Here is a 24,005-nt window from a genome sequence, read left to right as displayed (position 1 = left end):
TGCTGGAAGCATCAGCATTCGGAAAATGGTCTTTGACAAAAACCGATCATTGATCGCCCGAATGCTTCGCCCCTACTCCTAATTATGAAATATTCAGGTTGCTTTTTTTAATCTTCTGCAAGGGAATACGAATGAGGTTATAAGCACCTTTGGTGGCTATATTCTTATAATCGTCTGGTTGAAAGTTCATTTCAATCAACTTTTTATGCTCAGTCAGAAGTAGTAGTGATGGTGGTTTGACTTTTGCGGAGGCTTGATTTTGAATATAGTCTAGAGCCTCTTTGGAAAACTTCAAGTAGTTAACCGTGGTTTGAGAGTAGAACGTCACTGTAGGCTTTTTGAAACCAACCATGACTAATTCTTCATTGGGTTGTTTTTCTTGGACAGCGATCGCAGATAATTCTCTTAAAGGTAACTGACGCTGTTGATCCATCACAAACAAAGTAGGCATTAACACCACTGATAAAAATGCCACGAACCCTATTAAATTAATCGCAATAATGGGACGTGGATGATAACTCAATATTAAAGCAGCAATAATAATCGCACCAACAAGCCAAATTATCCCTCCCAAATTTGTTAACCCCAAGTTTTGAATTTGTTGGTATAAGTCTGGTGCAGCCGGATCAGTTCCTACTATTTTTGATAAGTTAAATAGTCCTATTGATAATGTCGATAAAAATGCCACATTTACCCAGCTACTAATATTGAAAGATTTAAGAGGTTGGGGAATTTGGGGATTTGGGAAAAGGTCACTCCAAAACAATGCTACCAGAATAGCTGCTGCTGGCATTAAAGGTAAGAGGTAGCTAGGAAGTTTAGTGACAGCGATACTGAAAAAGCCGAAGACACCCAGAAACCAGAAACAAGCAAATAAACCCAATTGTTGAGAACGTTCTTGATCTAGCCAGTGCATTCTCTGCCAAAATTTTAACCTAGCTAGGGATGCAGGTATAAAAACTGAGTATGGTGCAAAGCCCAACAACACTACTAAAAAGTAAAAATACCAGGGGGCTGAGTGACCGTTAACGACTTCTGTAAAGCGTTCTATATTGTGATAACCAAAAAAAGCATTAATAAAATTCCAGCCATTGCGCCAAGTCACCAAGGCATACCAGGGCGCAGATAAAGCGAAGACTATGCCCATGCCCAAAATCGGTCGCATTTCTCGCCACAGTTCCCAAAATTTACCCAAATATAGGGCAAAGGCAATCATGATTAGTCCTGGTAAAACAATTCCCACTGGCCCCTTAGTCAAAATTGCCCCAGCAATCAGCACATAACAAGCTAGATACCATTTGTTGGGGAAGGGGGAAGGGGAAGAGTTTTGAGCGTATCCCAGAAAGAAGCATAACAGCGCTGAGGCTATACAACCGGTGAGTAACATATCAGAAACACCGACTCTAGCCCAAACAATCATTTCAGGGTTAAATGCCATTAAAGCCGATGCCACAGCGGCTGTTAAATAACGGCGAGTAGGATTTGCAACTTGTTCTAATTGATCTTTTTGAGCAAAATGCCACTGGACAACGTAAAATGCCAAAGCTGTTACAGCCGTTGCCGCTAGTGCTGAAGGGATACGGGCTGCCCATTCATTCACCCCCATCATAGAATATGCGATCGCTTGACACCAGTAAATTAACGCCGGTTTGTCAAAACGAGTTTCACCATTAAAAAATGGGGTAATCCAATCACCTGTTACTAGCATTTGTCGGGAAGCTTCTGCAAAAAGTGGCTCAGTTTCATCAATCAAGCCAATATTGCCCAAATTCCAGCCAAAAGCTATCCAGTTAATCAACAGCAACCACACAATTGAAATAGTCACAGCAAGGGCTGGACGCTGTTCTATCTTATTAAACCATTGGTCAACAGGGCTGGTAACGCTCAATTTTAGCCTCATAAATCCATACTTATAGACACGGTGAGTCGCATCTTTCTCATCCACAATAATTCAAAAGTCGTTCTTCAGTTCAATTTTGTTCTCTGGAGTGGCATTTTATTTTAGAAATTGATTCTTTTCAAGGCTAATGGAGAAGGATATCTTTTTTTGGAAATTAAGATTTGGCGTTCTAATAAACGAGGCTGATCATTAAAACCTAATATTCTTGCTGTTACTTCTCCTATATTTGTTGTGGATTCAATCCGAAAACCATTGATTTTAAAATGTTGACCCCAATTATCCCAACGAGGATGGTAAAACCTGATAAATTCCTTAGTTTCCCAAAGAATTGAACCAATATCGCTTCCTTTAAAACGATTACAAAATACACAACAATAAGCTAAATTATCTTCATTGGAAGAACCCCCATGTTTAATGCTGACAATATGATCTAAAGTACAACCTAAAACAGTATCTTTTTCTTGAATCAGACAATATTCACACAAAAAATCAGCCCGACTTGCTACTAAGCGACGTAGTTCTTTATTTAAATAAGGGCGATCCATATTCAGGTTTAATTACTCCTCTGTAACAAATTCATAAGCATGAGCTTTTGCTAGTCTAAGTAAATGTTCAAGTACCATATAATGATCAAGTTCTGATTTATCTTCAGCAGAAAGATTTTCGGTTTTCTCACGAAATATTAAATCAGCGACTCGTTCTTTTACTGATTCTGATGCTTGAAATGCAATTAGAGATTGAGGTGTAACTCCACCTGCGATGAACTTAATAATTTCGTCATAAGCTGGATTCAGAGGTATAGATGTATTCATAGTTCAATTATTTACTCCTTAATCTATTATTAAGCTATTTTTGCAACTTGTACATTTTTGTCGCTCATTGATTCCCCATTATGGAGTTAGTTCTAATTGCCACTCTTTAGTTTGGGAATTCCATTGTGGTGAGGGAGTTTCGCCAACAACATAAGGTCCCCAATAGCTGCGGGAACCATCTTGGGCAAAAGCTACTAAAATATCTCCCGTTTCTAGTTTTAAATTACCCTCTGGGAGAGATAAAATTAAACCCTTTTGACTACCTTCTTGGGGAGCAAAATCCCAATGAGCCGGAACATTATATTTAGTTTTGTTGTTGGAGGATTTTTTGTCTGTTGACTTGTGCGCCAATAGAGCTAGACGTACAGGTTGATTTGTTTGATTGCTCATTCGCAAACTGCCTAAGACTTTGCTTTTATTAGCGGAGCTTATCTGATAAGCTGATACATCAGGTGAATTTTCTGCACTGGGTTTTTCTGATTGCTGGCTGGGAGTAGTTGTGATCTTGTCTGCACCAGCAGATATAACTTTTTCGGAACCTAGAGGTGCGGGTATTGTTTGCTCTAATGTAGATGTTTCTTCTAGGGATAGATTTGGGTTGGCAGATTCAAAAGATACACTCATTCCCAAGCATCCAGCTAGGATTCCTACTAGCCCCAATGCACAACCCATAACAGTAAAGTTACGATACATGGAAGTTTTCATAATGATACTTTTTAGAGATAATATTTTTTAGGCTTGATCCTTGTCAGTTCTCAGTTGAGAGTTTCATCATTTGGGTTTAAGTGAATGTAGTTCAGAACCGCCTATTTTTCTAATTGCTTGAATAGATAAATTTTCTGAATGTAACTGTATTGATTTATAATGCTATAAAATTCATTTTAATTAAACCTAATCTGAAATTTATGCCTTCAGTATGGGAATATTTAAACATTTTTTGATTTTTCCTAGTCCCATCAATGCAAAATACTCGTCTTAACAACCTGTTAGATACTATTGCTAGGCTCGTGGGGCAATGGTTTGTAAATCCTTGGCGGCGATTATCACTACTACTAATTAATTTTTTATTTGGGTTCTTTTTGGGATCGGCAGTGTCTACTACCACTGGACAAAGAGGGGTATTGGACATGGTGATAGCTGCTGTTTTAGTCCTATTGACGGAGGTTACTAGTAGAATATTTTACAGTCGCAGCTTTTTGGCTAAACAGGCACTTTGGGTAGAAGCACTTAACTTTCTTAAAGTTGGTTTCATCTATAGTCTATTTGTGGAAGCCTTTAAGCTAGGTTCTTGATTTTTTAGAGCGGGTGCTAGTTATGGTCAGTGAGTGGCTGAATGAAATTTTGATCACAGGCAATATAGATGCATCTTGGCAAGTTTTAGCACAAAGGGCTGCCCTGGCGGATACTGAGAGGGCAAAGGTTTTTGATATCACTCCAGCAAATGTATCTCAAGTCATTCAAGAGCGATCGCACCTACTATCTCTAGTGTTACCTTCTTTTCGGCAATTTTGCCAAAATACCCTGCAAATTCCGCCGCAGCGAATGTTACAGGTATTGTGGGATTTGTGGCTACCTTTGGGGATCAAAATAGCATCAAGTCGTCAAGAGTTGGGTAGACCCTTCATACAGGGTATTTTAGGTGGACAAGGAACTGGTAAAACCACCATGTCCCAGATTCTCAGCTTGATTCTCCAGCAGTTGGGATATCGTACTTTGAGCTTATCTTTGGATGACTTGTACAAAACTTATAGCGATCGCCTGGCTTTAACGCAGGAGTATCCCCGTCTGATTTGGCGTGGTCCACCAGGAACCCACGATATCGACTTAGGTTTAAGTTTACTCGATCAGATTCGTCAAGGCAAGAATCCTGTCAGCGTTCCCCGTTTTGATAAATCAGCTTACTCTGGTGCAGGCGATCGCACCACCCCAGAAATTGTCGCCAATGTAGATATTGTCTTATTTGAAGGTTGGTTTGTCGGTGTACCACCAATTGACCCAGCAGCTTTTACCAATGCACCACCACCCATCATTACAGATGATAACCGGGCTTTTGCTACTGATATGAACCATCAACTCAGCAATTATCTCCCACTTTGGCAGCATTTAGATAGTTTAATAATGCTATATCCCACCGACTATCGCTATTCTTTAGAGTGGCGTAAACAAGCAGAAAAGCAAATGATCGCTGCTGGTAAATCCGGTATGACTGATTCACAAATAGAAGAATTTGTTAATTATTTTTGGATTTCATTGCACCCAGAATTATTTATCAAGCCATTGCTTAAATCTCATCTCGTTGATTTAGTTATCGAAATTTCCTCTAAACACTCAATTAAAGCAATATATAGGAATCATATTTAATTTTTAAATCTCCTATTTTCTTTGATGTTTTTTTGATTCAAGGTAAGTATTCAGGATAGAGAATACAAAAGTCAGGAGAATAAAGCTTTTTTAGTCAACTTTGATGATTTTGATAAAATCTCTCTTCTCTCTATTCTTCATTTCATAAGCATTCTGACTCCTGACTCCTGAATTCTTACAATTCAAGTAGCCATCATGAACTTAAAAATTAATTAATAAATATATGGAAAATTCAAATATTAACATACAACTAAACTTTGACATTACTAACTGTGATCAAGAACCAATCCATATCTCAGGACATATTCAGCCACATGGTGTTTTACTCACATTGCAAACACCCAATCTGAAGATTGTACAAGCTAGTGAAAACACAGATAAATTTTTCGGTATTCCCGCAGAATCTTTACTTGGTAAAGATTTAAGCTGTTTATTATCTGAAGAACAGTTCCAGTTAATGACTAACTTCTTAACTGATGAAAACGCCTTATCTCTTCATTTATTAGAAATCACATCACCTAATCAAGATATCTACCCTGTTTTTTTAGGAATTATTCATCGCTCTGATAATTTTATAATTCTAGAACTGGAATCTCATCCCACTCAATCAATTACACGTTCACTTGTATATATTAATCTGCTAGAAAGAACAGTATCTAACATCAGAAATACACAAAATTTGCCTCAACTATCGCAAACTATCGCCCAAGAAATTAGAAATATAACCCAGTTTGACAGGGTGATGATTTACCGATTTGAAACGGATTATAGTGGTGTCGTTATTGCTGAAGATAAGCAAAGTCATCTAGAAAGTTACTTAGGGCTACATTATCCAGCCTCTGATATCCCTACTCAAGCTAGAAAACTTTACTACGAAAATTTACTGCGAGTTATCCCAGATATTAAATATAAACCTGTCAAAATTATTCCCACAAATAATCCCCTCACAGATACACCCCTTGACTTAAGTGGAACCATATTGAGAAGCATATCACCGCTGCATATTGAGTACTTAAAGAACATGGGTGTTACTGCTTCTATGTCTATTTCTATAATTAACGAAAACAAACTTTGGGGTTTGATTTCTTGTCACCATTATTCTCCCAAATATATAGATTATGAAATTCGCAAAACTTGTGAAGTTATTGGACACTTTGCCTCCATTGAATTAATTAATCAACGGGAACGTTCATTAAATTTCTACCGTCAACAAGTAAAATTAATTCAGGAACAACTAAATCACAATCTAACCAATGAATTAGATTACATTGGCAATGTCTTTAAACGTAATGAATCAAGTTTATTAAATTTACTTAGAGCTACTGGTGCTGCTATTTTATTACAAGGACAATTAATTTTAATTGGTAATACTCCCTCAGCGCAAGATACTCAAGAGTTAGTAGACTGGATACTAAATCAAAAAAATCAACAAGAAATTTTTCACACAGATTTTCTATCACAAATATACCCAAATTATACTAATTTTCAAGATATAGCCAGCGGTATTTTAGCTATTTCTATTGTTCTCCATCATCGGTCTTATCACATCATTTGGTTCAGACCAGAGCAAGTTCAAACTGTTAATTGGGCAGGTAATCCGCACAAGGCTGTATCTATTAGCTCAGATGATAAACAGTACCTCACACCACGCAAGTCTTTTGAACTATGGAAACAAACAGTTAAAAACAAATCACTTCCTTGGCAAGCATTTGAAATTGAAGTAGCACAAGAGATGAGAAATAGTCTCATGCTTGCCGCACTAGAGTTTTCCCAACTAGCATTACAACAAGCAGCTGAACAGGCAGAAATTGCCAACCGAGCTAAAAGTCAATTCCTAGCCAAGATGAGTCATGAACTACGAACTCCTCTCAATGCTATCTTGGGTTTCACTCAAATATTAACCCGCAATAGCTCATTATCTGAAGAAGACCAAGAAAATTTAGACATCATTAGTCGGAGTGGTGAACATTTACTAGCTTTAATTAATGATGTTTTGGAAATGTCTAAAATTGAAGCTGGTCAACTTACCCTCAATGAGAGCCATTTTGACTTACATCGTCTAATTTACTCCATTCAAGAAATGTTTGCCCTCAAAGCCGCAGATAAGGGATTGAATATAATTACTGAATTTGGTACAGAGGTGAGTCAATATGTGTTTGGAGATGAAGGTAAGCTCAGACAAATACTGATTAATCTCATAGGTAATGCTATCAAATTTACCGTTTTTGGTCATGTTTCCATCAGAGTATGTTATCCTAAAAATTCTGCATATTTAGTAGTAGAAACAGGCAAGATAATTGTTGAATTTGAAGTTGAAGATACAGGAATAGGTATTGCTATTGAAGATCAGGAATTAATTTTTGAAGCCTTTTTACAAGCTAAAGGTGGAAGACAGTTTATGCAAGGTACTGGACTAGGACTAGCAATTAGTCGTCAATTCGCCAGACTCATGGGAGGTGATGTGAAAGTTGAGAGTATTTTGGGACAAGGTACAACTTTTACTTGTTGCGTTCAACTTAGTCTAGCTGATAACGTTGATGTTCTTTCTCCCGTCCAAAATATCAAGCAAGTAATTGGTCTAGAACCAGGACAGCCTCAATATAGAATCTTGATTGTTGAGGATATTCTAGAAAATCGACAGCTAATTGTTAAATTACTCAAATATGTTGGTTTTGATGTTTGTGCCGTAGAAAATGGCTTAGAAGCAATTGAGATATACAAAGAATGGGAACCCCATCTCATTTGGATGGATATACAAATGCCTGTGATGAATGGATATGAAGCAACTAAGCAAATTCGAGCCATGACTCAAGGCAAAAAATTGACGATGATTGCTCTGACTGCAAGTGCTTTTGAAGAAGACAAACAAGCTATTTTACAAGCAGGTTGTGATGATATTGTTGCCAAACCTTTTGAAGAAAATATTCTGTTTGATAAAATGGCATATTATCTTGATTTACAATATATTTATGCAGACAAAAATCATCCCAATAAAATTCGTAAAACTAATCTCAATTCAACACAATTGTCCACATCAAATTTACAATTTATGCCTAACAGTTGGATTACTCAAGTTCATGAAGCAGCCCTGATAATTGACGATTACAAACTCTATGAGTTATTTAAAGAAATTCCCCATGCTAATCAAGAAATAGCTGATATATTGAAAAATCTAGTTGATAATTTTCACATAGAAACAATTATTAATCTTACTTCTCCTGCATAGAATCAAATCATGTCTTTAACTAGATACTATAACGATTTTGGTCTAATTCTGATTGTTGATGATAACCCAGACAATCTCCGCTTGCTATCTAAAATGTTAGAGTCAAAAGGATTTAAAGTTAAAAAAACAGTTAGTGGTCAAGTTGCAATTCAGGCAGCGAAGATAGAACCTCCTAACTTGATTCTACTTGATATCAATATGCCTGATATTAATGGTTACGAAGTTTGTCGGCAATTAAAATCCCAAACAGAAACTGCAAATATTCCCATAATTTTCATTAGTGCTTTAGATCAAACAAGAGATAAAATTATGGCTTTTGAAATTGGTGGAGTAGACTACATTACAAAACCTTTTCAAGAGTTAGAAGTTTTAGCACGAGTTAAAAATCAATTAATTATTTACCAACAACATCAGCAACTTATTGAAAAAAATCAACAGTTACAGCAAGAAATCAAGGAACGTGAACGCGTTGAAGAAGCTTTACTTGCAGTCAATCAGCAGTTACAACTTTTTGCTCTTTTAGATGGATTAACGGGAGTTGCCAACCGGAGAAAATTTGATGAATATTTAAATCTCGAATGGCAACGACTCGCTCGTGAAAATCTGCCTCTATCTCTATTATTATGTGACGTGGATTTTTTTAAAAATTATAACGATACTTATGGTCATTTAACAGGAGATTATTGTTTACAGCAAATAGCTAAAGCGCTTAAGTTAGCGGTGAAGCGTCCGACTGATTTAGTAGCTCGTTATGGAGGAGAAGAATTTGCGGTAATTCTCTCAAATACAGATTTTCAAGGAGCTATATCTGTAGCTGAAGACATCCGACAAAAAGTATATAATCTTAAGATTCCCCACGCTCAATCTAGAGTTGATAAGTTTGTGACTGTAAGTATTGGAGTTACCACTATTTTTCCTAATATAAAAACTATACCAAATACTTTAATAGAGATTGTTGATAAAGCACTCTACACTGCAAAAGCGCAGGGAAGAAACAGAATTATAGCTAAAAGTATCAGTTAAGATCATGTTTGTTGGGGCTGGTAATTGGTAATTATCCGAACAAAGCACTTAATGAAGCCAAATTTCAGGGTAGAAACCTGATTGTAGCCCGAAAAATAATATGATGGAGACAGAAATAATCTCTAGTCTCCAGGCAATTTTAAATATGGACTAATGACTAATTTTATACTTGAAATTGCTCAACTAAATCATAAAAAGGTTGCCAATTATCTTCTTGCATAATTGGTTCCCAGATTGATTCAATTACAGGTCTTAGCAAGGTGGATGGTGGATTATATTTAGCTAGAGTTTTGGCAATATTTTCCATTTTATTAGGATCAAAGTGATTGAGAATTTGATGATAAAGTACGCACCAATTATCAAAAATTGGGGATGCTCCCAAAGCAGGGACAATTTCTGAAGTATTCATCACAAATGCAGGTTCATCTCGCCATTTGCTCGAAAAAGTAAAAGCCATATCTGAGAAAAACTGATGATAACTAATTTGACTTTCTTGTAAAAAGGTAATTGTTAATGCTAAGAGTTCGTCAGCTTGGGTAAATTTGCAATTTTCAAAACCCAATTTTTTCAACATTAAAGTCCGATATTCTGCCTGATAATATTCGGCAAATTTAGCTAAACTACTTTGCAAGTCACCGATATCAATTACTGCTTTTAAAGGTTCTTGCAGCATTTCTAAATTCAAGTGACAAATACTAGGTTGTTGTCCGTAACAATAGCGTCTATAATAATCGAAATATGCAGCGGTAAAGTGGAGATCATAAGTAGGAATAAAGGCATAAGGCCCATAGTCAAAACTCTCTCCCGTAATCGACATATTGTCAGTATTCAAAACTCCATGACAAAAGCCAGCAGCCATCCACTGTGCTACTAGTTCTGCTACTCGCTGCACTAGTTCAGCATAAAATAGGGCATATTTATCATTTTCAGCATTTAGATGTTGGTAATAAGTTTCTATTACATGATCTAGTAGTTTTTTAGTTAAGTCAGGACGCTTTAAATAGTGCAGTCGTTCAAAAGTTCCAAACCGGATATGAGATTTACTCATCCGTATCATTACAGATGAGCGAGTAGGAGAAGGTTCATCTCCACGCCAAAGACCTAAACCTGTTTCAATCATACTCAGACAGCGCGAGGTTCTCACACCCAAGCGTTGTAGTAATTCTGCTGCTAGAACTTCTCTGACTCCACCTTTGAGGGTGAGCATTCCGTCACCACCACGAGAGTAGGGTGTTGTCCCAGAGCCTTTTGTACCAAAGTCGTATAATTCGCCATCAGTGCCGCGTACTTGTCCATAAAGAAAGCCTCTACCGTCACCCAAGCGCGAGTTATATTCACCAAATTGATAACCGTGATAACGCAGTGCTAATAGGGGTTTGCGTTCTTGAAATTTACCAAAAGCGGTAATAAAGTCTTCGTCTGTGACTACTTGGGGATCAAGACCTAAACGGGGTAGTAGTGCATCATTGCGCCAACGCAAAATATGTTGAGGAAATTCTGCTGCTGCAACTTCGTCATAGTAGTCATCACCTAGAGATTGTAAGGCGCTTTCGTAGTTAAGGGTGAGAAAAGGATTACTAGAATTTGTGTGATTTGGAGTTTCAGCAGGTGTCATTATGAGTAAGTTTAAATTGATCTTATTTTAATATTACATCTGAGATAATTCGTAATTCGTAATTAATTATTTCTGCATTCTGCCTTTTGACTCCCTGCCTATGGTTTCCAGTTTTGATTAGTCAAGCTGGTGAGAATATGATCTTCCCATTTACCATTAATCAATAAATAGTCTCTAGCATATCCTTCTATGACAAAACCAAGTCTTTTTAGTACATTACCACTGCGGCGATTGTGTGGCATATAATTGGCCATGATGCGGTGAAAATTTAACTCTTGAAATACATATTCAGTTGCTGCTTTTAAAGCTTCTGCCATGTAGCCATGACCTTGGGCATTTTCCGCTAGATTATATCCAACATTACAAAAACTAGCGGCTCCGCGCACAAAACTGGTAAAGTTGACAAGACCAATAATTTCTTTGGGTTTTATTTGGGGATAAATAAATAGTTTTAATGAGTAATCATTAATAAATTCAAAATGATCTTTGTCTATCTGATCTTGCCAATATTCTGCTGTAAAAAAACCATCAATCCAAACTGGGGAGAATGGGGTAAGATAGGCTTTGTTAACGGTGAAATATTTAAGAATTTGAGGAATATCTTCCGGAATCGCTACTTGTAATAATAGGCGATCGCTGGTAATCAATGGCAGTTCTAAATTCATATACTATAAATTAGTAAATCTGTGTATTTTCAAATATGCTGAAGAAGTTGTAAATTTATTCTGTGCTGGCTGTACTTGACTGTAATGTTATGTTAATAATCACAAATACAGTTGTTGATAAATCCAATCTATAAAAGGATAGTGAAGGTGGGAATACGCTACGATTGGCAGCAAGCGGAGATTTTGGCAATATATAATACACCATTTCTAGAGCTTATTTATCAAGCTGCTAGTGTACATCGCCAATTTCATGACCCAAAACAAATACAAGTTTGTAAGCTTATCTCTATTAAAACAGGTGGTTGTCCAGAAGATTGTAGTTACTGCGCCCAATCTTCTCGCTATAAAACCGAGGTGAAGCCAGAAGCATTGTTAGAAAAAGAAACGGTGATTAACATTGCTAAAAAGGCGAAAGAAACAGGTGTGAGTCGCGTCTGTATGGGTGCTGCTTGGCGGGAGGTGCGGGATAATTCCCAATTTGAGGATGTTCTGGAGATGGTGCAGGATGTTACGGCTATGGGTTTAGAGGTATGCTGCACTTTGGGAATGTTGACAGAAAATCAGGCCAAGCGGTTAGAAGATGCAGGATTGTATGCTTATAACCATAATTTGGATACTTCTGAAGAATATTATAGTACGGTGATTACTAGTCGGACTTATAGCGATCGCTTGCATACTATTGAAAATGTCCGCCAAACTAATGTGACTGTCTGTTCTGGTGGCATTCTTGGCTTGGGTGAAAGTGTGGAGGATCGGGTAGGAATGTTGTATACGCTATCCAATTTACAACCACATCCAGAATCTGTACCCATTAATATCCTCTCACAAGTACCGGGTACACCTTTAGCAAATCAGCCGGAAGTTCCGATATGGGAAGTGGTACGGATGATTGCTACCACTCGAATTGTTATGCCTACTTCTGATGTGCGTTTAAGTGCAGGTAGGGCTAAACTTTCCCAAGTTGAACAAGCTTTATGCTTTATGGCTGGGGCTAATTCCATCTTTTCCAGCGATGATAACAAAATGTTAACGGTGACAACTCCCTGCCCTGATTATGATGCAGACCGGGAAATGCTGAATTTGCTGGGTTTAGAAATGCGTCCACCATTTCAGAAGCAGGAAAAACTACCTACTGCGGTGATGATTAAATAACAAGATAGGGAAACCTCCAAAAGGGCAGGGAGACCCTGCCCCTACAGGGCTTTTCAGCTTAAATGATCTTGGCAGAACGCAGACCAAACAGTAAACCGACAGCTATACCCATGAACACGCCTAAAAATACAACATATTCAACTACAGCCATTTGAGTTTCTCCACATTAGGTTAGTTACTTACTTTCTATTGAATCATTATTAATTCGTAATTCGTAATTCTCAAGAATTCTTTCCCAGTCCCCAGTTCCCATATTGCGATAAAATACGCGGAAGAATGCTTCAATAGGGTTAGAGAATGAGTTCTGCAATTAGCGTAAATCTACCGGAAAAGTCTTATGAAATAGCTGTTGCACCTGGGAGTTTAGATAAACTGGGTGAACAGATGGCGAGTTTGCAGCTAGGCAAGAAAGTTTTGCTAGTTTCTAACCCGATGATATTTAAACATTATGGCGAAAGAGCGATCGCATCTTTACAAAATGCTGGCTTTGAAGTCACAAGCTACAACCTCCCACCAGGTGAACGCTACAAAACCCTCAACTCCATCCAAAAAATCTATGATATCGCCCTCGAAAACCGCCTAGAACGTTCCTCCACAATGGTAGCTTTGGGGGGAGGTGTAGTTGGTGATATGACAGGGTTTGCAGCCGCTACATGGTTAAGAGGAATTAACGTCGTCCAAGTTCCTACCAGTCTCTTAGCAATGGTAGATTCAGCTATTGGTGGTAAAACCGGGGTAAATCATCCCCACGGTAAAAACTTAATTGGCGCATTCCATCAACCGCGCCTAGTCTTAATTGATCCAGAAGTCTTAAAAACCCTGCCAGCGAGGGAATTTCGAGCGGGAATGGCGGAAGTGATCAAGTATGGCGTAATTTGGGACGCTGAATTGTTTACCCAATTGGAAGCGAGTAAACACCTTGACCAACTCCGCTATGTAAAATCCGACCTGATAAATTACATATTAACCCATTCTTGTCAAGCGAAAGCAGATGTTGTGACCAAAGATGAAAAAGAATCTGGACTTCGCGCCATTCTTAACTATGGTCACACCATCGGTCATGCGGTAGAAAGCTTGACAGAGTATCGTTTACTTAAACATGGAGAAGCCGTGGGAATCGGCATGGTAGCCGCAGGAGAAATTGCTGTAAAATTGGCACTTTGGCAAAAAGCAGACACAGAACGTCAAAACGCTTTAATTAAAAAAGCTGGTTTACCAACACAATTACCAGCAGGTTTGGATACTGAAGCCATTATTGATGCTTTGCAATTAGATAAAAAAGTCAAATCCGGTAAAGTGCGGTTTGTGTTACCAACCCAAATTGGTGAAGTGAAAGTAACTGATGAAGTACCAGCGGATATTATTAGGCAAGTATTACAGGAAATGGCAGGTTAGAAGATATAGCAGGAGTCAGCCCTTCGACTTCGCTCAGGGCAAGGAGTCAGGAGTTTTTGATCTCGTTCCCAGTCCCCGACTGGGAATGCTATAACAGAGGCTCTGCCTCTACTAAGTACCCAAGCAGAGCCTTTTACCGAAAATTTGGGTTTAAAGCCCGGTTCTTTTAAGATGGCTTTCCCACGTTATTGACGAGAAAAAACAATAGGTAATTTTTCCAAACCCCGCATTGCCAAATTTGGTATCCAAGTCAACTGTTCAGTATCCAGGCGGATATTTTGCAAGCGTTGGAGGATAGTGTTGATAGCAATTTTTGTTTCCAGACGTGTCAAAGCTGCACCTAGACAAACATGAATACCCTGTCCTAAGCCAAGATGACGATTTTCTTTGCGAGTTATTTCAAATTTATCTGGGTTAGGGAACTTAGCGGGATCATGATTAGCAGCGTGTAAAACGCAATATATTTTCTCCCCATTAGTAATTAACTTACCATCTATTTCAATATCTGCGATTGCTCCGCTGACCGTAGGTATCGCTCGACGAACTACGCTAAACGCTGGACCGCAATATCGCAAGATTTCTTCCACTGTCGAATCAATCAACAGAGGATTCTCTTGTAACATCTGTAGCTGTTCAGGATTTTGTAGCAACGCCAACAATCCATTGCTAATCAAATAAGTTGTAGTTTCATATGCACCTGCCATAAAAGTAATGCAGGTTGCTGTCAGTTCTTCATCACTCAACACACTACCGTGATCTTCAGCAGCTATTAACTGATTAATTAAATTATCGCTAGGAGATTGACGGTACTTTGCAATCAGAGCATCAAAGTATTGAATACTATCCACTAAGCTTTGGTAAGTAGTTTCTACCACTTCCTCACTAGCCCAACCAGCCCCAAAGAGCATGAACATATTGCTACTCCAGCGTTTAAGTAGTGGAATATCCTCTTGAGGTACACCCAACAACTTCGCAGTCACAAGGGCTGGTAAAGGAACAGCAAAATCATGAATCACTTCCATTTTGCCGCTGCATTGAATAGCATTGATTAATTCATCGGCAAAGTTTTGAATCAAAGGATGTAAGCTTTCTATTAGCTGTGGAGTGAATGCCTTACCCACTAAATTACGGAGTCGTGTATGTCTAGGAGGATCAGAAAATACCATCCACTGACTAAAGTATTGATTGCAAAAGTCCAGCTTAGTTTTCACTGCTAAAGACTTGCTTTTGCCAATCTTGCCACCTCTGTCTACAGAAAATCTTTGATCACGGATTACATTGTAAATATCAACGTAACGAGTGAGAATCCATGACTCCAATTGAGAATGCCAATAAATCGGATCTTCAGTCCGCATTTGATGCAAAGTTGCATCAGGGTTGGCAAAAAATAAGGGGTTAAGTAAGTCATACTTTTCCCCTTGTTGCAAAATTTCAGTCAGCATTGATTACAAACTACTCCTACAGTGAATCGACTCTATTCCATATCTGCTTCTTTACCCGCAGTACCTCTTTTTTCTCGATAAGCTCTTGTTAAGTCTACCGTTTCAGGAACAATCTCTACTCTGGGAGCAATGACTATATATCTTGAACCTAAAAACTTGGCTTTGAAATTCTTCATCCAACCGTGATGATTTAAAACATTTCGGGAATCGAATCCTACAATAGATATTCCACTCCGGTCATAACTTCCCGACAAGAGAAATGTCCAATATGTTTGGTCTGGTAATACGCCAAACTTATACTTAAAAGTAGCAGCAAAGGCTAGATAACGCCTAAAGTCCATTCCGTGTAAACCTTCATCTTCATACATCCGTTTTGCAGCTACTCCAGTTTTGTACATAAGTTCTGGAGTTTTGGATGCAGATGTAACAAACCACTGATCTTCAGAAACCATTGTGTTCTTGATCATGGTTTCATGCTCGAAATCTACATTTGCTTTGATCCCAAATTGTTGGCAAAGTTGCTTCATTGACATCTTGGCAGGCAAGTAGACAAGCAATTCGTTGTGGCTTTCTAATTCTTCTATTTCTCTATTTGTAAACGGGCAAGGAGATATGGGAATATCACCGTACAAATGTTCCACATAATCGTTGATTTCCTGCACATAATCACGATGTTGAACTTGATTCGGTTGGATTCTGATGTCTTGCAGTAGCATCTTTAAGCTCGTTATTACAAAAGAACATTTTTTTAACACAGCCTATGTTCAATAGAACTTCATTTATATTGAATAGAAAAGCGTAAAAATACTTATAAATTCTAAATATCAAGTTTTTAACCCTCACCTGATTGCGCCATAAAAAATTCCATATTAGGAGTAAATTTACTTAGAATAAATAGTTTAATTTCATAGCAAAATAGCAGTTGCCAGGCAGGTTAGGACAGACCGTGATCATGAAAACCTGATACCAACACACTTTTAACCCTGTTACGTGTACTGTGTTCCCTCTTCACTACTTTTTTTGAAAAATTCTAATAATTGGGTATTTTTACTAAAAATTAACAGTATCTAATGAGGAATTTGCAATGAAAATAGCCACGTAATATTACGGGATTTTAGGTGGATTAACAAAAAATAATTTATCTATAGTTCATATCAGGATGAGGCTATGGGATGAAAATAACCAATGAGCAACTTATCCAGCACCAAGAGAACCACTCATAGGTAACTGAATGACAAACTCTGTTCCTTCACCAGGGGTTGAGTGAAAATAAAACTTGCCGCCGTGTTTTTGGGTAATAATTTGATAGCTAATGGATAAACCTAAGCCAGTTCCCTTACCTACAGGTTTGGTAGTGAAAAATGGATTAAAGACATTGGAACTATCTTCTTCTCTGATACCAGACCCATTATCTGTGATGTGAATACTAATCCAACCATCTTGATATACTGTAGAAATCTTGATTTTGCTAGGCTGAGTGTTAATTTTATCTAGCGATCGCATTTTATCCCTTTCGTCTAGAGCATCAATGGCATTGTTCAGTATATTCATAAACACTTGATTGAGTTGACCTGCGTAGCAATCAATCAGAGGTAACTTTCCGTACTCTTTAATCACCTCAATACCCATACGATCAGACTTGGCTTTGAGGCGGTTATTTAAAATCACCAGCGTACTATCAATACCTTCATGAATATCAACCTCTTTCACCTCTGCCTCATCTAAACGCGAAAAATTTCGTAATGACAACACAATTTCCTGAATCCGCGTCGTTCCCATTGCCATTGACTTGAGTACTTTGGCTAAGTCATCTTCCAAAAATTCAAAATCAATTTCATTCAGTTTCTCTATAATTTCTACAGGTGGTTCGGGTAAGTAATCTTGATACAGTTGTGCCAAAGCCAACAAATCCTGAGTGTACTGTTCAATGTGGGTGAGATTGCCATGAATGAAATTGACAGGATTATTGATTTCATGAGCTATACCCGCCACCATTTGACCGAGAGCAGACATTTTTTCACTCTGCACCATCTGAGTTTGAGTGTGGTGTAATTCTTGAATTGTTGCTTGCAGTTCAAGTGTTCGTGCTTCTACCCGCTGTTCTAGTTCAGTATTAGACCGTTCTAAGTTTTGGTTAGCAGTTTCTAACGCTGTAAAAGATTCTTGTAGTTGTCTAGCCATATGGTTAAAAGACTGACCAAGTATCTCTAATTCATTAATACCTTTTAGCTCTACGGATTTGTTGAAATTGCCATCAGCAATTACCCGACTTGCTTGACTCAAATCTAAAATGGGTTTAATAATCCAACGAGATGTATAAATACCAAGAAGAGATGCCACTACCAAAGTCGCCAGACACAAAAAGATTGTGTTACGTGTGTTGTCCTGAATTTGCGCCATGAAATCCGATTCGGGAACAGCCAAGACAACCAGCCAGTCCAAACCCAACTGGTCGCGCCAAGGAGTGACTTTGACAAATTGGTAATTACCCTGAAAATCAAATTTCAACTGTTGTGGGTCTTGAATCAGCTGCAAATTACCCGGTTTTTGCTGTAAATACTGTGCAGTTGCTTGAATTAGAGGGCTAGAACTGTCAGTTGCAGTAATCCGTTTAGGTTGAGCATTGACAATTTTGTAAGGCTTTGTATAACTAGAATCGGCAATTAATAGGCCATTACGCTCAATTATAAAAATAACGCCATTTTTACTGACTTGAATCTTTTCTAGAAAATTACTGATATTAGAAAGCAATAAATCAACCCCAAAGACAGCAAATAATTTACCTTTTTTGTCATAGATAGGATAATTTGCCGATGCAGCAATAGAGTCAGAGTTAAAAGCACCAGTCCAAGGATGGATACCGCTCCAAATTGGTTTACCAGCTTTTACAGTCTCTGTATACCAAGGTTGTTCTAAGCCGTTGTAATTATAAGTATTGAGTAGCGTAGTTTTATTACCTTGCTTATCCGTAGCATAGGAATAAATTTTAGATACTCCCTTAACCGCCTTCGGAAATATTTCTAATGTCTTCAGTTTTTTATCAGTATAGTTACCAGCACCAGCCCCTTGACCTGTAGCTAAAAGGTAGCCATTATAGCCCAAATTTTGATGAAGCTGCATCTGTTTCCAGAAATATCGTCCTCCAACTTCCAGGTTTTGTAAATTCAACATTCCTGTTTCGACAGCATCAGCATTCATCTGATTTAGTTGATTTGGAACTGCCAAGTAGCTATTTAAATGTTGATTGACTACGCTACTGGTTTTGTCCATAATTTGAGCTACTAACTCATTGACTGTTTTCTGCCCATTTTGGTAGGAGAGATACCCAACCAAACCCACAGTCACCGAAATTTGAATGAGAAAGGGAACAATTAACAGGAAACGTAATGAAATATTGACATGACTTGTAAATTTAAAATGTTTTACCATACTACAAAAATCTTTTATACGGAGCAAAGTAGCCAACAAGCTTAGTCTTCCCATATTTCTCGATCAGGTTACTAATATAAAGATAAATAAGCATAAATGCTTATTTGAACTAGCTTGTGTTTTTGGCAATACCCCCTATGTTAGCTTGCATACCTAATTTTGTATAAAGAGTACGATAAGCTAAAAAAAGCAGTTTTCGTCCTCAAAACAATGACAGCAAATAGTCCTACGATATTAGCCTTAGATTTTGATGGAGTGATTTGCGATGGACTAATTGAATATTTTGAGGTATCATGGCGTACCTACTGTCAAATTTGGTCATCTGCTAACGACACACCACCGGATGATTTAGCTTTAAGATTCTATCGCTTGCGTCCTGTAATTGAAACCGGTTGGGAAATGCCTGTTTTAATTAAAGCCTTAATTGAGGGTTTTTCTGATGATAAAATTTTGCAAGAATGGGCAAATATTACTCCTCAGATTTTAGGCGCAGATAACTTAGACGCAAAAGAAGTTGCCAAAAAACTCGACACCTTGCGAGATGAATGGATAGCCACAGATTTAGACGGTTGGTTAAGTTTGCATAAGTTCTATCCAGGGGTGATAGAAAGACTAAAAATGACTCTTGTTAGTGGAGTTAAATTATACATTGTCACCACTAAAGAAGGGCGTTTTGTCAAGCAATTATTACAAAGAGAAGGAGTTGATTTACCACCTATGTCTATTTTTGGGAAGGAAGTAAAACGCCCAAAATATGAAACTTTGCGGGAATTAATTGAGAAAGCAAATACCAAACCAGTGAGTTTGTGGTTTGTTGAGGATAGACTGAAAACATTACAATTAGTCCAAAAACAATCAGACTTAGATCATGTTCAACTTTTCTTAGCAGATTGGGGTTATAATACTCAACCAGAAAGGGAAGCAGGAGAAGATGATTCACGTATTCAGGTAATATCACTTTCTCAGTTTTCTCAAGATTTCTCTAAGTGGATTTGATAGATTCAATCTGTGGTGAAATATGCCCTCAGACTAGAAGTCTGGGGCTACATAAACCAAGCCAGCCTCCACAGACTGAAAATTAAATAATTAAAATCATTAGTTATTGTTATTTTTTTAAGGGTTAGAAGTACACATATTCAGGATTCAGTACTTATTTTTATGCTTGATTTAACAAAATTAGCGCGACAAATGCAAGGCTTAAGTCAGCATCTTTCCTCAGAAGTTGCTGAAAGCAATCGGCGGTTGGAATTGGCAAAACAAAATTTAAAACAAGCTTTTGAATGTCAACAAGAGTTAATTGAACGTCAAGAAAAATGGCGCGATCGCATTCTCTTTGCTAATGCTACACCAATTGAACCCCTAGAAACCTGTATTGATATCTCTATCCCCCCTAAAGTTCATACCGTCATCGCTACAGATGGTTCACAAATTGCCCCTAATCATCACGAAATTGCATATTGTTATTTACTAAATATCGGTAGAGTTGTTTTACATTATGGTCAAAATCGCCACCCCTTACTAGATAGTTTACCGGAGGTATTTTATCGCCCAGAAGATTTATATATCGCCCGTCAGTGGGGTTTAAGAACCGAAGAATGGATGAGTCATCGCCGTACTGCTTCAGAAACTACAGTATTAGCAGAACTAGCTTGTAGTGCAAAAACAGAAGCACCAGCTTTAGCAATGGTGGATGGTTCTTTAATTTACTGGTTTTTAGATCAATTACCGATAGATGCCCGCGATCGCATTTTGCCCCCCATCTTAGAAGCCTGGCAACAAATGCGTCAAGCCCAAATTCCCATCATGGGCTATCTTAGCTCCTCTCGCAATATCGACTCCATGAACTTTTTACGGTTATTAGCTTGCCCCCATCCAGTACCCGATTGCATCACCCATTGCCCTAACCAATTAGAATATGTACCTTGTAAAATATTTGACTCCTTACGCGATACATCTCTATGGGCAACCCAACTCCAACCAGGACAACGTGGCCCCCTCTGGCGTAGCAATAACCGAATTTTAGAATTATACGCAGACCAAACTATTTATTTTTGTCACGTTAATGTAGGTGCAGAAATTGCTCGGATAGAAGTTCCTGTTTGGGTAGCAGAAAATACTGCTATGCTCGATCAAGCACTAGGATTAATGTTGGCACAAGTACAGAAAGGATACGGTTATCCTGTCGCCATTGCAGAAGCACATAACCAGGCTGTAGTCAGAGGTGGTGATAGAAATCATTTCTTTGCCCTTTTGGAAAGAGAAATGATTAAAGCAGGCATCAAAAATGTTGGCACCTCCTACAAAGAAGCTAGGAAGAGAGGAAGTATTGCTTAATAAATGATAAATCTACTTAGATCAATCAATATGCCGAAATTTCTCAGATTAATGATCATGACAGTAGTTTTGTGTGGATTATTAATATCTCAACAGGTTTTTGCACAACATTGGATACCTGTGCGTGGTGGAATTCCCTTTGGTATTAGTGGCATGGCTTTGATCAATCAGAAAAATGATCAACTAGATTTTTTAATTGTCCATGACAACAAAAAGGCGAATCAAGGACGTTTAGCAATTATTAGTTTTCAGGGTAAAAATCAACCTAAATATTTACCATTAAATTGGCAAAAAAATCTTCAAATACCTATAGATTTAGAAGCATTAACATCTATTCCAGATACCAATAAATCTGATTTTATTGCTGTCAATAGTCAGGGTAAAGCTTATCATTTCCAGCTAGATACTAACAAAAAAAATATTTATATTTTTAAAGAATTTGATTTACCAGAAATTACCAAAAATAGTAACTTTGAATCTTTCTGTTTACAAAAAATTGATAATCAATTAATTGCAGTTTGGGGACATCGTGGAGAAGGTGAACAACCAGCAAAAATTTATTGGGGAAAGTTAAATTTAACTAAATATCAAATTAATAATGTAGGTTCAGCTAATTTTAAAGTACCTTTCCCTGGTGGTAATGTTCGCCATATTTCCGATCTAAAAATAGACTCAGGCGGTATTGTTTACATCACCTCAGCTAACGATTCTGGAGATGATGGGCCTTTTCAATCTGCTGTTTACATTGCTGGTTATTTAGCATTACGTGGTGATCAAATAGAATGGCGACAAAATCAGCAACTTTTCTCTATCTACCGCGATCATTATCACAAAATTGAAGGACTGGAATTTCTCCCAGGTGCAGTCGGTGGACTAATTGTAGGAACAGATGATGAAAATATGGGTTCCTCAGCCTATATTATAGGTGAATTATAAAAATAAATGATCACAAATTTGTAGGGTGTAATAGAACGATAGTCTATAACGCACCAGTTTGACTTAAGAATGATACCGCACTTTCCGATAAAGCATCCTACAAATGAGATATTTAAAAAATTAACATTCCCAAAATTGTGAAAATTCTTTTTTCAACCACAGAGACGCAGAGAAGCCAGTGCGTTGGGCGGGTTCCCCGACTTGTAGCAACTGGCGCAACGCAGAGAGAAGAATTGAACTTACTAGCGTTAACTATGAATTTTACCTTTGCGTCTTTGCGTGAGATTTTTATCTACACATTAAATCGGAATAATAACACATCTCCTTCTTGCACAATATACTCTTTACCTTCACTTCTCACTAAACCTTTTTCTTTCGCAGCATTCATAGAACCATGTGTTACTAAATCATTATAAGCAACAGTCTCAGCGCGAATAAATCCCCTCTCAAAATCAGAGTGAATAACACCTGCTGCTTGAGGTGCAGACATTCCAGCGTTAATTGTCCAAGCACGGGTTTCTTTGGGACCACAGGTAAAATAAGTCCGCAAACCTAACAGGGTGTAAGTTGCACGAATTAAAGATTTTAAACCGCCTTCTTTCACACCCAATGATTCCAAAAAATCAGCTTTATCTGCTTCTGGTAATTCCACAAGTTCTGCTTCCACCTGTGCAGAAACAATCACAACTTGGGCTTTTTCTTGAGCAGCAACTTCTCGTACTCTTTCAACAAAATCATTACCAGTTGCTAAATCATCTTCAGACACATTAGCAGCGTAGATAATTGGTTTATTGGTAAGAAGTCCTAAGCCTTTAATAATTTCAGCTTCTTCTTCATTTAAACTTACTTGACGAACAGATTTACCTTCATTTAAAGCCGCAGCTAATTTTTCCAAGATAGTGACTTCAAATTGTGCATCTTTGCTAGTGCGTGCTAGTTTGCGAGTTCTGTCAATACGGCGTTCAATTTGGAATAAATCAGATAAACCCAATTCTAAATTAATGATTTCAATATCTCTCGCTGGGTCAACAGAACCAGCAACGTGAATGATATCATCATTTTCAAAACAACGCACAACATGAACGATCGCATCAACTTCTCGAATGTGCGATAAAAATTGATTACCCAGTCCTTCACCCTGACTTGCACCTTTCACCAAACCAGCGATATCTACAAACTCCACCCGCGCAGGGACAGTTTGCACTGAAGTGGCAATTTTGGCGAGAACGTTTAACCGGTCATCTGGTACTGAGACAATGCCAACATTCGGTTCAATAGTGCAGAATGGGAAATTAGCTGCTTCGGCTTTAGCGTTAGCCACTACAGCGTTAAATAAGGTTGATTTTCCGACGTTGGGAAGTCCGACAATTCCGGCTCTTAGCATTTTAGATTTTGGATGTTGGTTTCAATTACCAAGATAATTCAAACAGGTTGAGGAATGGTTTGGGGAATTTTTCCGGGAACCGCTTGAGGAATCTTAGCAGGAACTGGTGCTGATTCTCTCAGAGCCTGCACTTTGGAGATGGAAATATAGGTCTCCTGCTCAAGCTACTGGATTTATGCAGAATTTTTTAAAAAGGTTTAGAATTTAAACTGCGGTAATTATACTTATTGCCCAATTTACCCTAGCATAGTAAAGATTTTCTAGTGATTCCACATCAAGACAGAATCATACTATTAATATAAAAAGGTCTTGAATCAAGGATGGTAAACAG

20 protein-coding genes are annotated in these 24,005 nt (G+C 37.9%); 9 read left to right on the top strand and 11 right to left on the bottom strand.

What is annotated here, in order from left to right; all coding sequences use genetic code 11:
* Window positions 1-82 precede the first annotated feature (82 nt).
* The 4 genes from ACSQ6I_RS17215 to ACSQ6I_RS17200 form a co-directional block, all read right to left on the bottom strand.
* The gene (locus ACSQ6I_RS17215) at window positions 83-1,900 is read right to left on the bottom strand and encodes an ArnT family glycosyltransferase (protein WP_438891517.1); all 1,818 of its coding nucleotides are present in this window, start codon (window positions 1,898-1,900) and stop codon (window positions 83-85) included.
* Between the two features lie 101 nt (window positions 1,901-2,001).
* The gene (locus tag ACSQ6I_RS17210) at window positions 2,002-2,445 is read right to left on the bottom strand and encodes an HNH endonuclease (protein ID WP_438891516.1); all 444 of its coding nucleotides are present in this window, start codon (window positions 2,443-2,445) and stop codon (window positions 2,002-2,004) included.
* A gap of 12 nt (window positions 2,446-2,457) precedes the next feature.
* Window positions 2,458-2,712 (bottom strand): hypothetical protein, encoded by a 255-nt coding sequence (locus tag ACSQ6I_RS17205; RefSeq protein ID WP_438891515.1) that lies wholly within the window; start codon window positions 2,710-2,712, stop codon window positions 2,458-2,460.
* A 78-nt stretch (window positions 2,713-2,790) separates the two neighbouring features.
* Window positions 2,791-3,417 (bottom strand): hypothetical protein, encoded by a 627-nt coding sequence (locus ACSQ6I_RS17200; protein ID WP_438891514.1) that lies wholly within the window; start codon window positions 3,415-3,417, stop codon window positions 2,791-2,793.
* A gap of 254 nt (window positions 3,418-3,671) precedes the next feature.
* Between ACSQ6I_RS17200 and ACSQ6I_RS17195 the strand changes: the two genes are divergently transcribed.
* From ACSQ6I_RS17195 to ACSQ6I_RS17180, 4 genes are all read left to right on the top strand, one after another.
* Window positions 3,672-4,004, top strand: coding sequence for a DUF565 domain-containing protein (locus tag ACSQ6I_RS17195; RefSeq protein WP_438891513.1), 333 nt, complete (start codon window positions 3,672-3,674; stop codon window positions 4,002-4,004).
* A gap of 22 nt (window positions 4,005-4,026) precedes the next feature.
* The gene (locus tag ACSQ6I_RS17190; RefSeq protein ID WP_438891512.1) at window positions 4,027-5,073 is read left to right on the top strand and encodes a glycerate kinase; all 1,047 of its coding nucleotides are present in this window, start codon (window positions 4,027-4,029) and stop codon (window positions 5,071-5,073) included.
* A gap of 223 nt (window positions 5,074-5,296) precedes the next feature.
* A complete protein-coding gene (locus ACSQ6I_RS17185) occupies window positions 5,297-8,299 on the top strand; it encodes an ATP-binding protein (RefSeq protein WP_438891511.1) in 3,003 nt (1,000 codons plus the stop codon).
* A 9-nt stretch (window positions 8,300-8,308) separates the two neighbouring features.
* On the top strand, window positions 8,309-9,322 hold the full coding sequence (locus ACSQ6I_RS17180) for a diguanylate cyclase domain-containing protein (protein WP_438891510.1): 1,014 nt from the start codon (window positions 8,309-8,311) through the stop codon (window positions 9,320-9,322).
* Window positions 9,323-9,485: 163 nt separating this feature from the next.
* On the opposite strand, the gene ACSQ6I_RS17175 is transcribed toward ACSQ6I_RS17180, so the two are convergent.
* Both ACSQ6I_RS17175 and ACSQ6I_RS17170 read right to left on the bottom strand, forming a co-directional pair.
* Window positions 9,486-10,937 (bottom strand): protein adenylyltransferase SelO, encoded by a 1,452-nt coding sequence (locus ACSQ6I_RS17175; protein WP_438891509.1) that lies wholly within the window; start codon window positions 10,935-10,937, stop codon window positions 9,486-9,488.
* A 98-nt stretch (window positions 10,938-11,035) separates the two neighbouring features.
* Window positions 11,036-11,602 carry a GNAT family N-acetyltransferase gene (locus ACSQ6I_RS17170; RefSeq protein ID WP_438891508.1) on the bottom strand — a complete coding sequence of 189 codons (567 nt, stop codon included), beginning with the start codon at window positions 11,600-11,602 and terminating at the stop codon, window positions 11,036-11,038.
* A gap of 141 nt (window positions 11,603-11,743) precedes the next feature.
* On the opposite strand from ACSQ6I_RS17170, the gene bioB reads away from it, so the two are divergent.
* The gene (bioB, locus tag ACSQ6I_RS17165) at window positions 11,744-12,754 is read left to right on the top strand and encodes a biotin synthase BioB (RefSeq protein ID WP_438891506.1); all 1,011 of its coding nucleotides are present in this window, start codon (window positions 11,744-11,746) and stop codon (window positions 12,752-12,754) included.
* A 58-nt stretch (window positions 12,755-12,812) separates the two neighbouring features.
* On the opposite strand, the gene petL is transcribed toward bioB, so the two are convergent.
* Entirely contained in the window at window positions 12,813-12,905 is a 93-nt protein-coding gene (gene petL, locus ACSQ6I_RS17160) for a cytochrome b6-f complex subunit PetL (RefSeq protein ID WP_127055704.1), read from the bottom strand.
* Window positions 12,906-13,051: 146 nt separating this feature from the next.
* Here petL and aroB point away from each other — a divergent pair, with 146 nt between their 5' ends.
* Window positions 13,052-14,149, top strand: coding sequence for a 3-dehydroquinate synthase (aroB, locus tag ACSQ6I_RS17155; protein ID WP_438891505.1), 1,098 nt, complete (start codon window positions 13,052-13,054; stop codon window positions 14,147-14,149).
* A gap of 185 nt (window positions 14,150-14,334) precedes the next feature.
* Here aroB and ACSQ6I_RS17150 read toward each other — a convergent pair whose 3' ends face one another.
* The 3 genes from ACSQ6I_RS17150 to ACSQ6I_RS17140 all read right to left on the bottom strand — a co-directional run bounded on the left by ACSQ6I_RS17150 (window position 14,335) and on the right by ACSQ6I_RS17140 (window position 19,020).
* Window positions 14,335-15,591 (bottom strand): cytochrome P450, encoded by a 1,257-nt coding sequence (locus ACSQ6I_RS17150; RefSeq protein WP_438891504.1) that lies wholly within the window; start codon window positions 15,589-15,591, stop codon window positions 14,335-14,337.
* Window positions 15,592-15,623: 32 nt separating this feature from the next.
* Window positions 15,624-16,307: a hypothetical protein gene (locus ACSQ6I_RS17145; protein ID WP_438891503.1), complete on the bottom strand. Its 684-nt coding sequence runs from the start codon at window positions 16,305-16,307 to the stop codon at window positions 15,624-15,626.
* Between the two features lie 478 nt (window positions 16,308-16,785).
* Window positions 16,786-19,020, bottom strand: a complete 2,235-nt coding sequence (locus ACSQ6I_RS17140) for an ATP-binding protein (RefSeq protein WP_438891502.1) — start codon at window positions 19,018-19,020, stop codon at window positions 16,786-16,788.
* Window positions 19,021-19,230: 210 nt separating this feature from the next.
* On the opposite strand from ACSQ6I_RS17140, the gene ACSQ6I_RS17135 reads away from it, so the two are divergent.
* From ACSQ6I_RS17135 to ACSQ6I_RS17125, 3 genes are all read left to right on the top strand, one after another.
* Window positions 19,231-20,016: an HAD family hydrolase gene (locus ACSQ6I_RS17135; protein ID WP_438891501.1), complete on the top strand. Its 786-nt coding sequence runs from the start codon at window positions 19,231-19,233 to the stop codon at window positions 20,014-20,016.
* 162 nt (window positions 20,017-20,178) lie between these two features.
* Window positions 20,179-21,354 carry a DNA double-strand break repair nuclease NurA gene (locus tag ACSQ6I_RS17130; protein WP_438891500.1) on the top strand — a complete coding sequence of 392 codons (1,176 nt, stop codon included), beginning with the start codon at window positions 20,179-20,181 and terminating at the stop codon, window positions 21,352-21,354.
* Window positions 21,355-21,384: 30 nt separating this feature from the next.
* Complete coding sequence (locus ACSQ6I_RS17125; protein WP_438891499.1) at window positions 21,385-22,290, top strand: hypothetical protein; 906 nt, start codon at window positions 21,385-21,387, stop codon at window positions 22,288-22,290.
* 292 nt (window positions 22,291-22,582) lie between these two features.
* Here the strand turns inward: ACSQ6I_RS17125 and ychF are convergent, their stop codons facing one another.
* Window positions 22,583-23,674, bottom strand: coding sequence for a redox-regulated ATPase YchF (ychF, locus tag ACSQ6I_RS17120; RefSeq protein WP_438891498.1), 1,092 nt, complete (start codon window positions 23,672-23,674; stop codon window positions 22,583-22,585).
* Between the last annotated feature and the right edge of the window lie 331 nt (window positions 23,675-24,005).

The sequence above is a fragment of the Anabaena sp. WFMT genome, from assembly GCF_051781005.1.
Classification (GTDB): Bacteria; Cyanobacteriota; Cyanobacteriia; order Cyanobacteriales; family Nostocaceae; genus Anabaena.
The sequence above is the reverse complement of the archived record's forward strand: the minus strand, read 5'-3'. Positions and strand labels throughout refer to the sequence as shown.

What these genes read in the sequence shown, in the direction of transcription:
- ACSQ6I_RS17215 (WP_438891517.1), bottom strand. Translation starts at nt 1,900, where the DNA reads ATGAGGCTAAAATTGAGCGTTACCAGCCCTGTTGACCAATGGTTTAAT.
- ACSQ6I_RS17210 (WP_438891516.1), bottom strand. Translation starts at nt 2,445, where the DNA reads ATGGATCGCCCTTATTTAAATAAAGAACTACGTCGCTTAGTAGCAAGT.
- ACSQ6I_RS17205 (WP_438891515.1), bottom strand. Translation starts at nt 2,712, where the DNA reads ATGAATACATCTATACCTCTGAATCCAGCTTATGACGAAATTATTAAG.
- ACSQ6I_RS17200 (WP_438891514.1), bottom strand. Translation starts at nt 3,417, where the DNA reads ATGAAAACTTCCATGTATCGTAACTTTACTGTTATGGGTTGTGCATTG.
- ACSQ6I_RS17195 (WP_438891513.1), top strand. Translation starts at nt 3,672, where the DNA reads ATGCAAAATACTCGTCTTAACAACCTGTTAGATACTATTGCTAGGCTC.
- ACSQ6I_RS17190 (WP_438891512.1), top strand. Translation starts at nt 4,027, where the DNA reads ATGGTCAGTGAGTGGCTGAATGAAATTTTGATCACAGGCAATATAGAT.
- ACSQ6I_RS17185 (WP_438891511.1), top strand. Translation starts at nt 5,297, where the DNA reads ATGGAAAATTCAAATATTAACATACAACTAAACTTTGACATTACTAAC.
- ACSQ6I_RS17180 (WP_438891510.1), top strand. Translation starts at nt 8,309, where the DNA reads ATGTCTTTAACTAGATACTATAACGATTTTGGTCTAATTCTGATTGTT.
- ACSQ6I_RS17175 (WP_438891509.1), bottom strand. Translation starts at nt 10,937, where the DNA reads ATGACACCTGCTGAAACTCCAAATCACACAAATTCTAGTAATCCTTTT.
- ACSQ6I_RS17170 (WP_438891508.1), bottom strand. Translation starts at nt 11,602, where the DNA reads ATGAATTTAGAACTGCCATTGATTACCAGCGATCGCCTATTATTACAA.
- petL (WP_127055704.1), bottom strand. Translation starts at nt 12,905, where the DNA reads ATGGCTGTAGTTGAATATGTTGTATTTTTAGGCGTGTTCATGGGTATA.
- aroB (WP_438891505.1), top strand. Translation starts at nt 13,052, where the DNA reads ATGAGTTCTGCAATTAGCGTAAATCTACCGGAAAAGTCTTATGAAATA.
- ACSQ6I_RS17150 (WP_438891504.1), bottom strand. Translation starts at nt 15,591, where the DNA reads ATGCTGACTGAAATTTTGCAACAAGGGGAAAAGTATGACTTACTTAAC.
- ACSQ6I_RS17145 (WP_438891503.1), bottom strand. Translation starts at nt 16,307, where the DNA reads ATGCTACTGCAAGACATCAGAATCCAACCGAATCAAGTTCAACATCGT.
- ACSQ6I_RS17140 (WP_438891502.1), bottom strand. Translation starts at nt 19,020, where the DNA reads ATGGTAAAACATTTTAAATTTACAAGTCATGTCAATATTTCATTACGT.
- ACSQ6I_RS17135 (WP_438891501.1), top strand. Translation starts at nt 19,231, where the DNA reads ATGACAGCAAATAGTCCTACGATATTAGCCTTAGATTTTGATGGAGTG.
- ACSQ6I_RS17130 (WP_438891500.1), top strand. Translation starts at nt 20,179, where the DNA reads ATGCTTGATTTAACAAAATTAGCGCGACAAATGCAAGGCTTAAGTCAG.
- ACSQ6I_RS17125 (WP_438891499.1), top strand. Translation starts at nt 21,385, where the DNA reads ATGCCGAAATTTCTCAGATTAATGATCATGACAGTAGTTTTGTGTGGA.
- ychF (WP_438891498.1), bottom strand. Translation starts at nt 23,674, where the DNA reads ATGCTAAGAGCCGGAATTGTCGGACTTCCCAACGTCGGAAAATCAACC.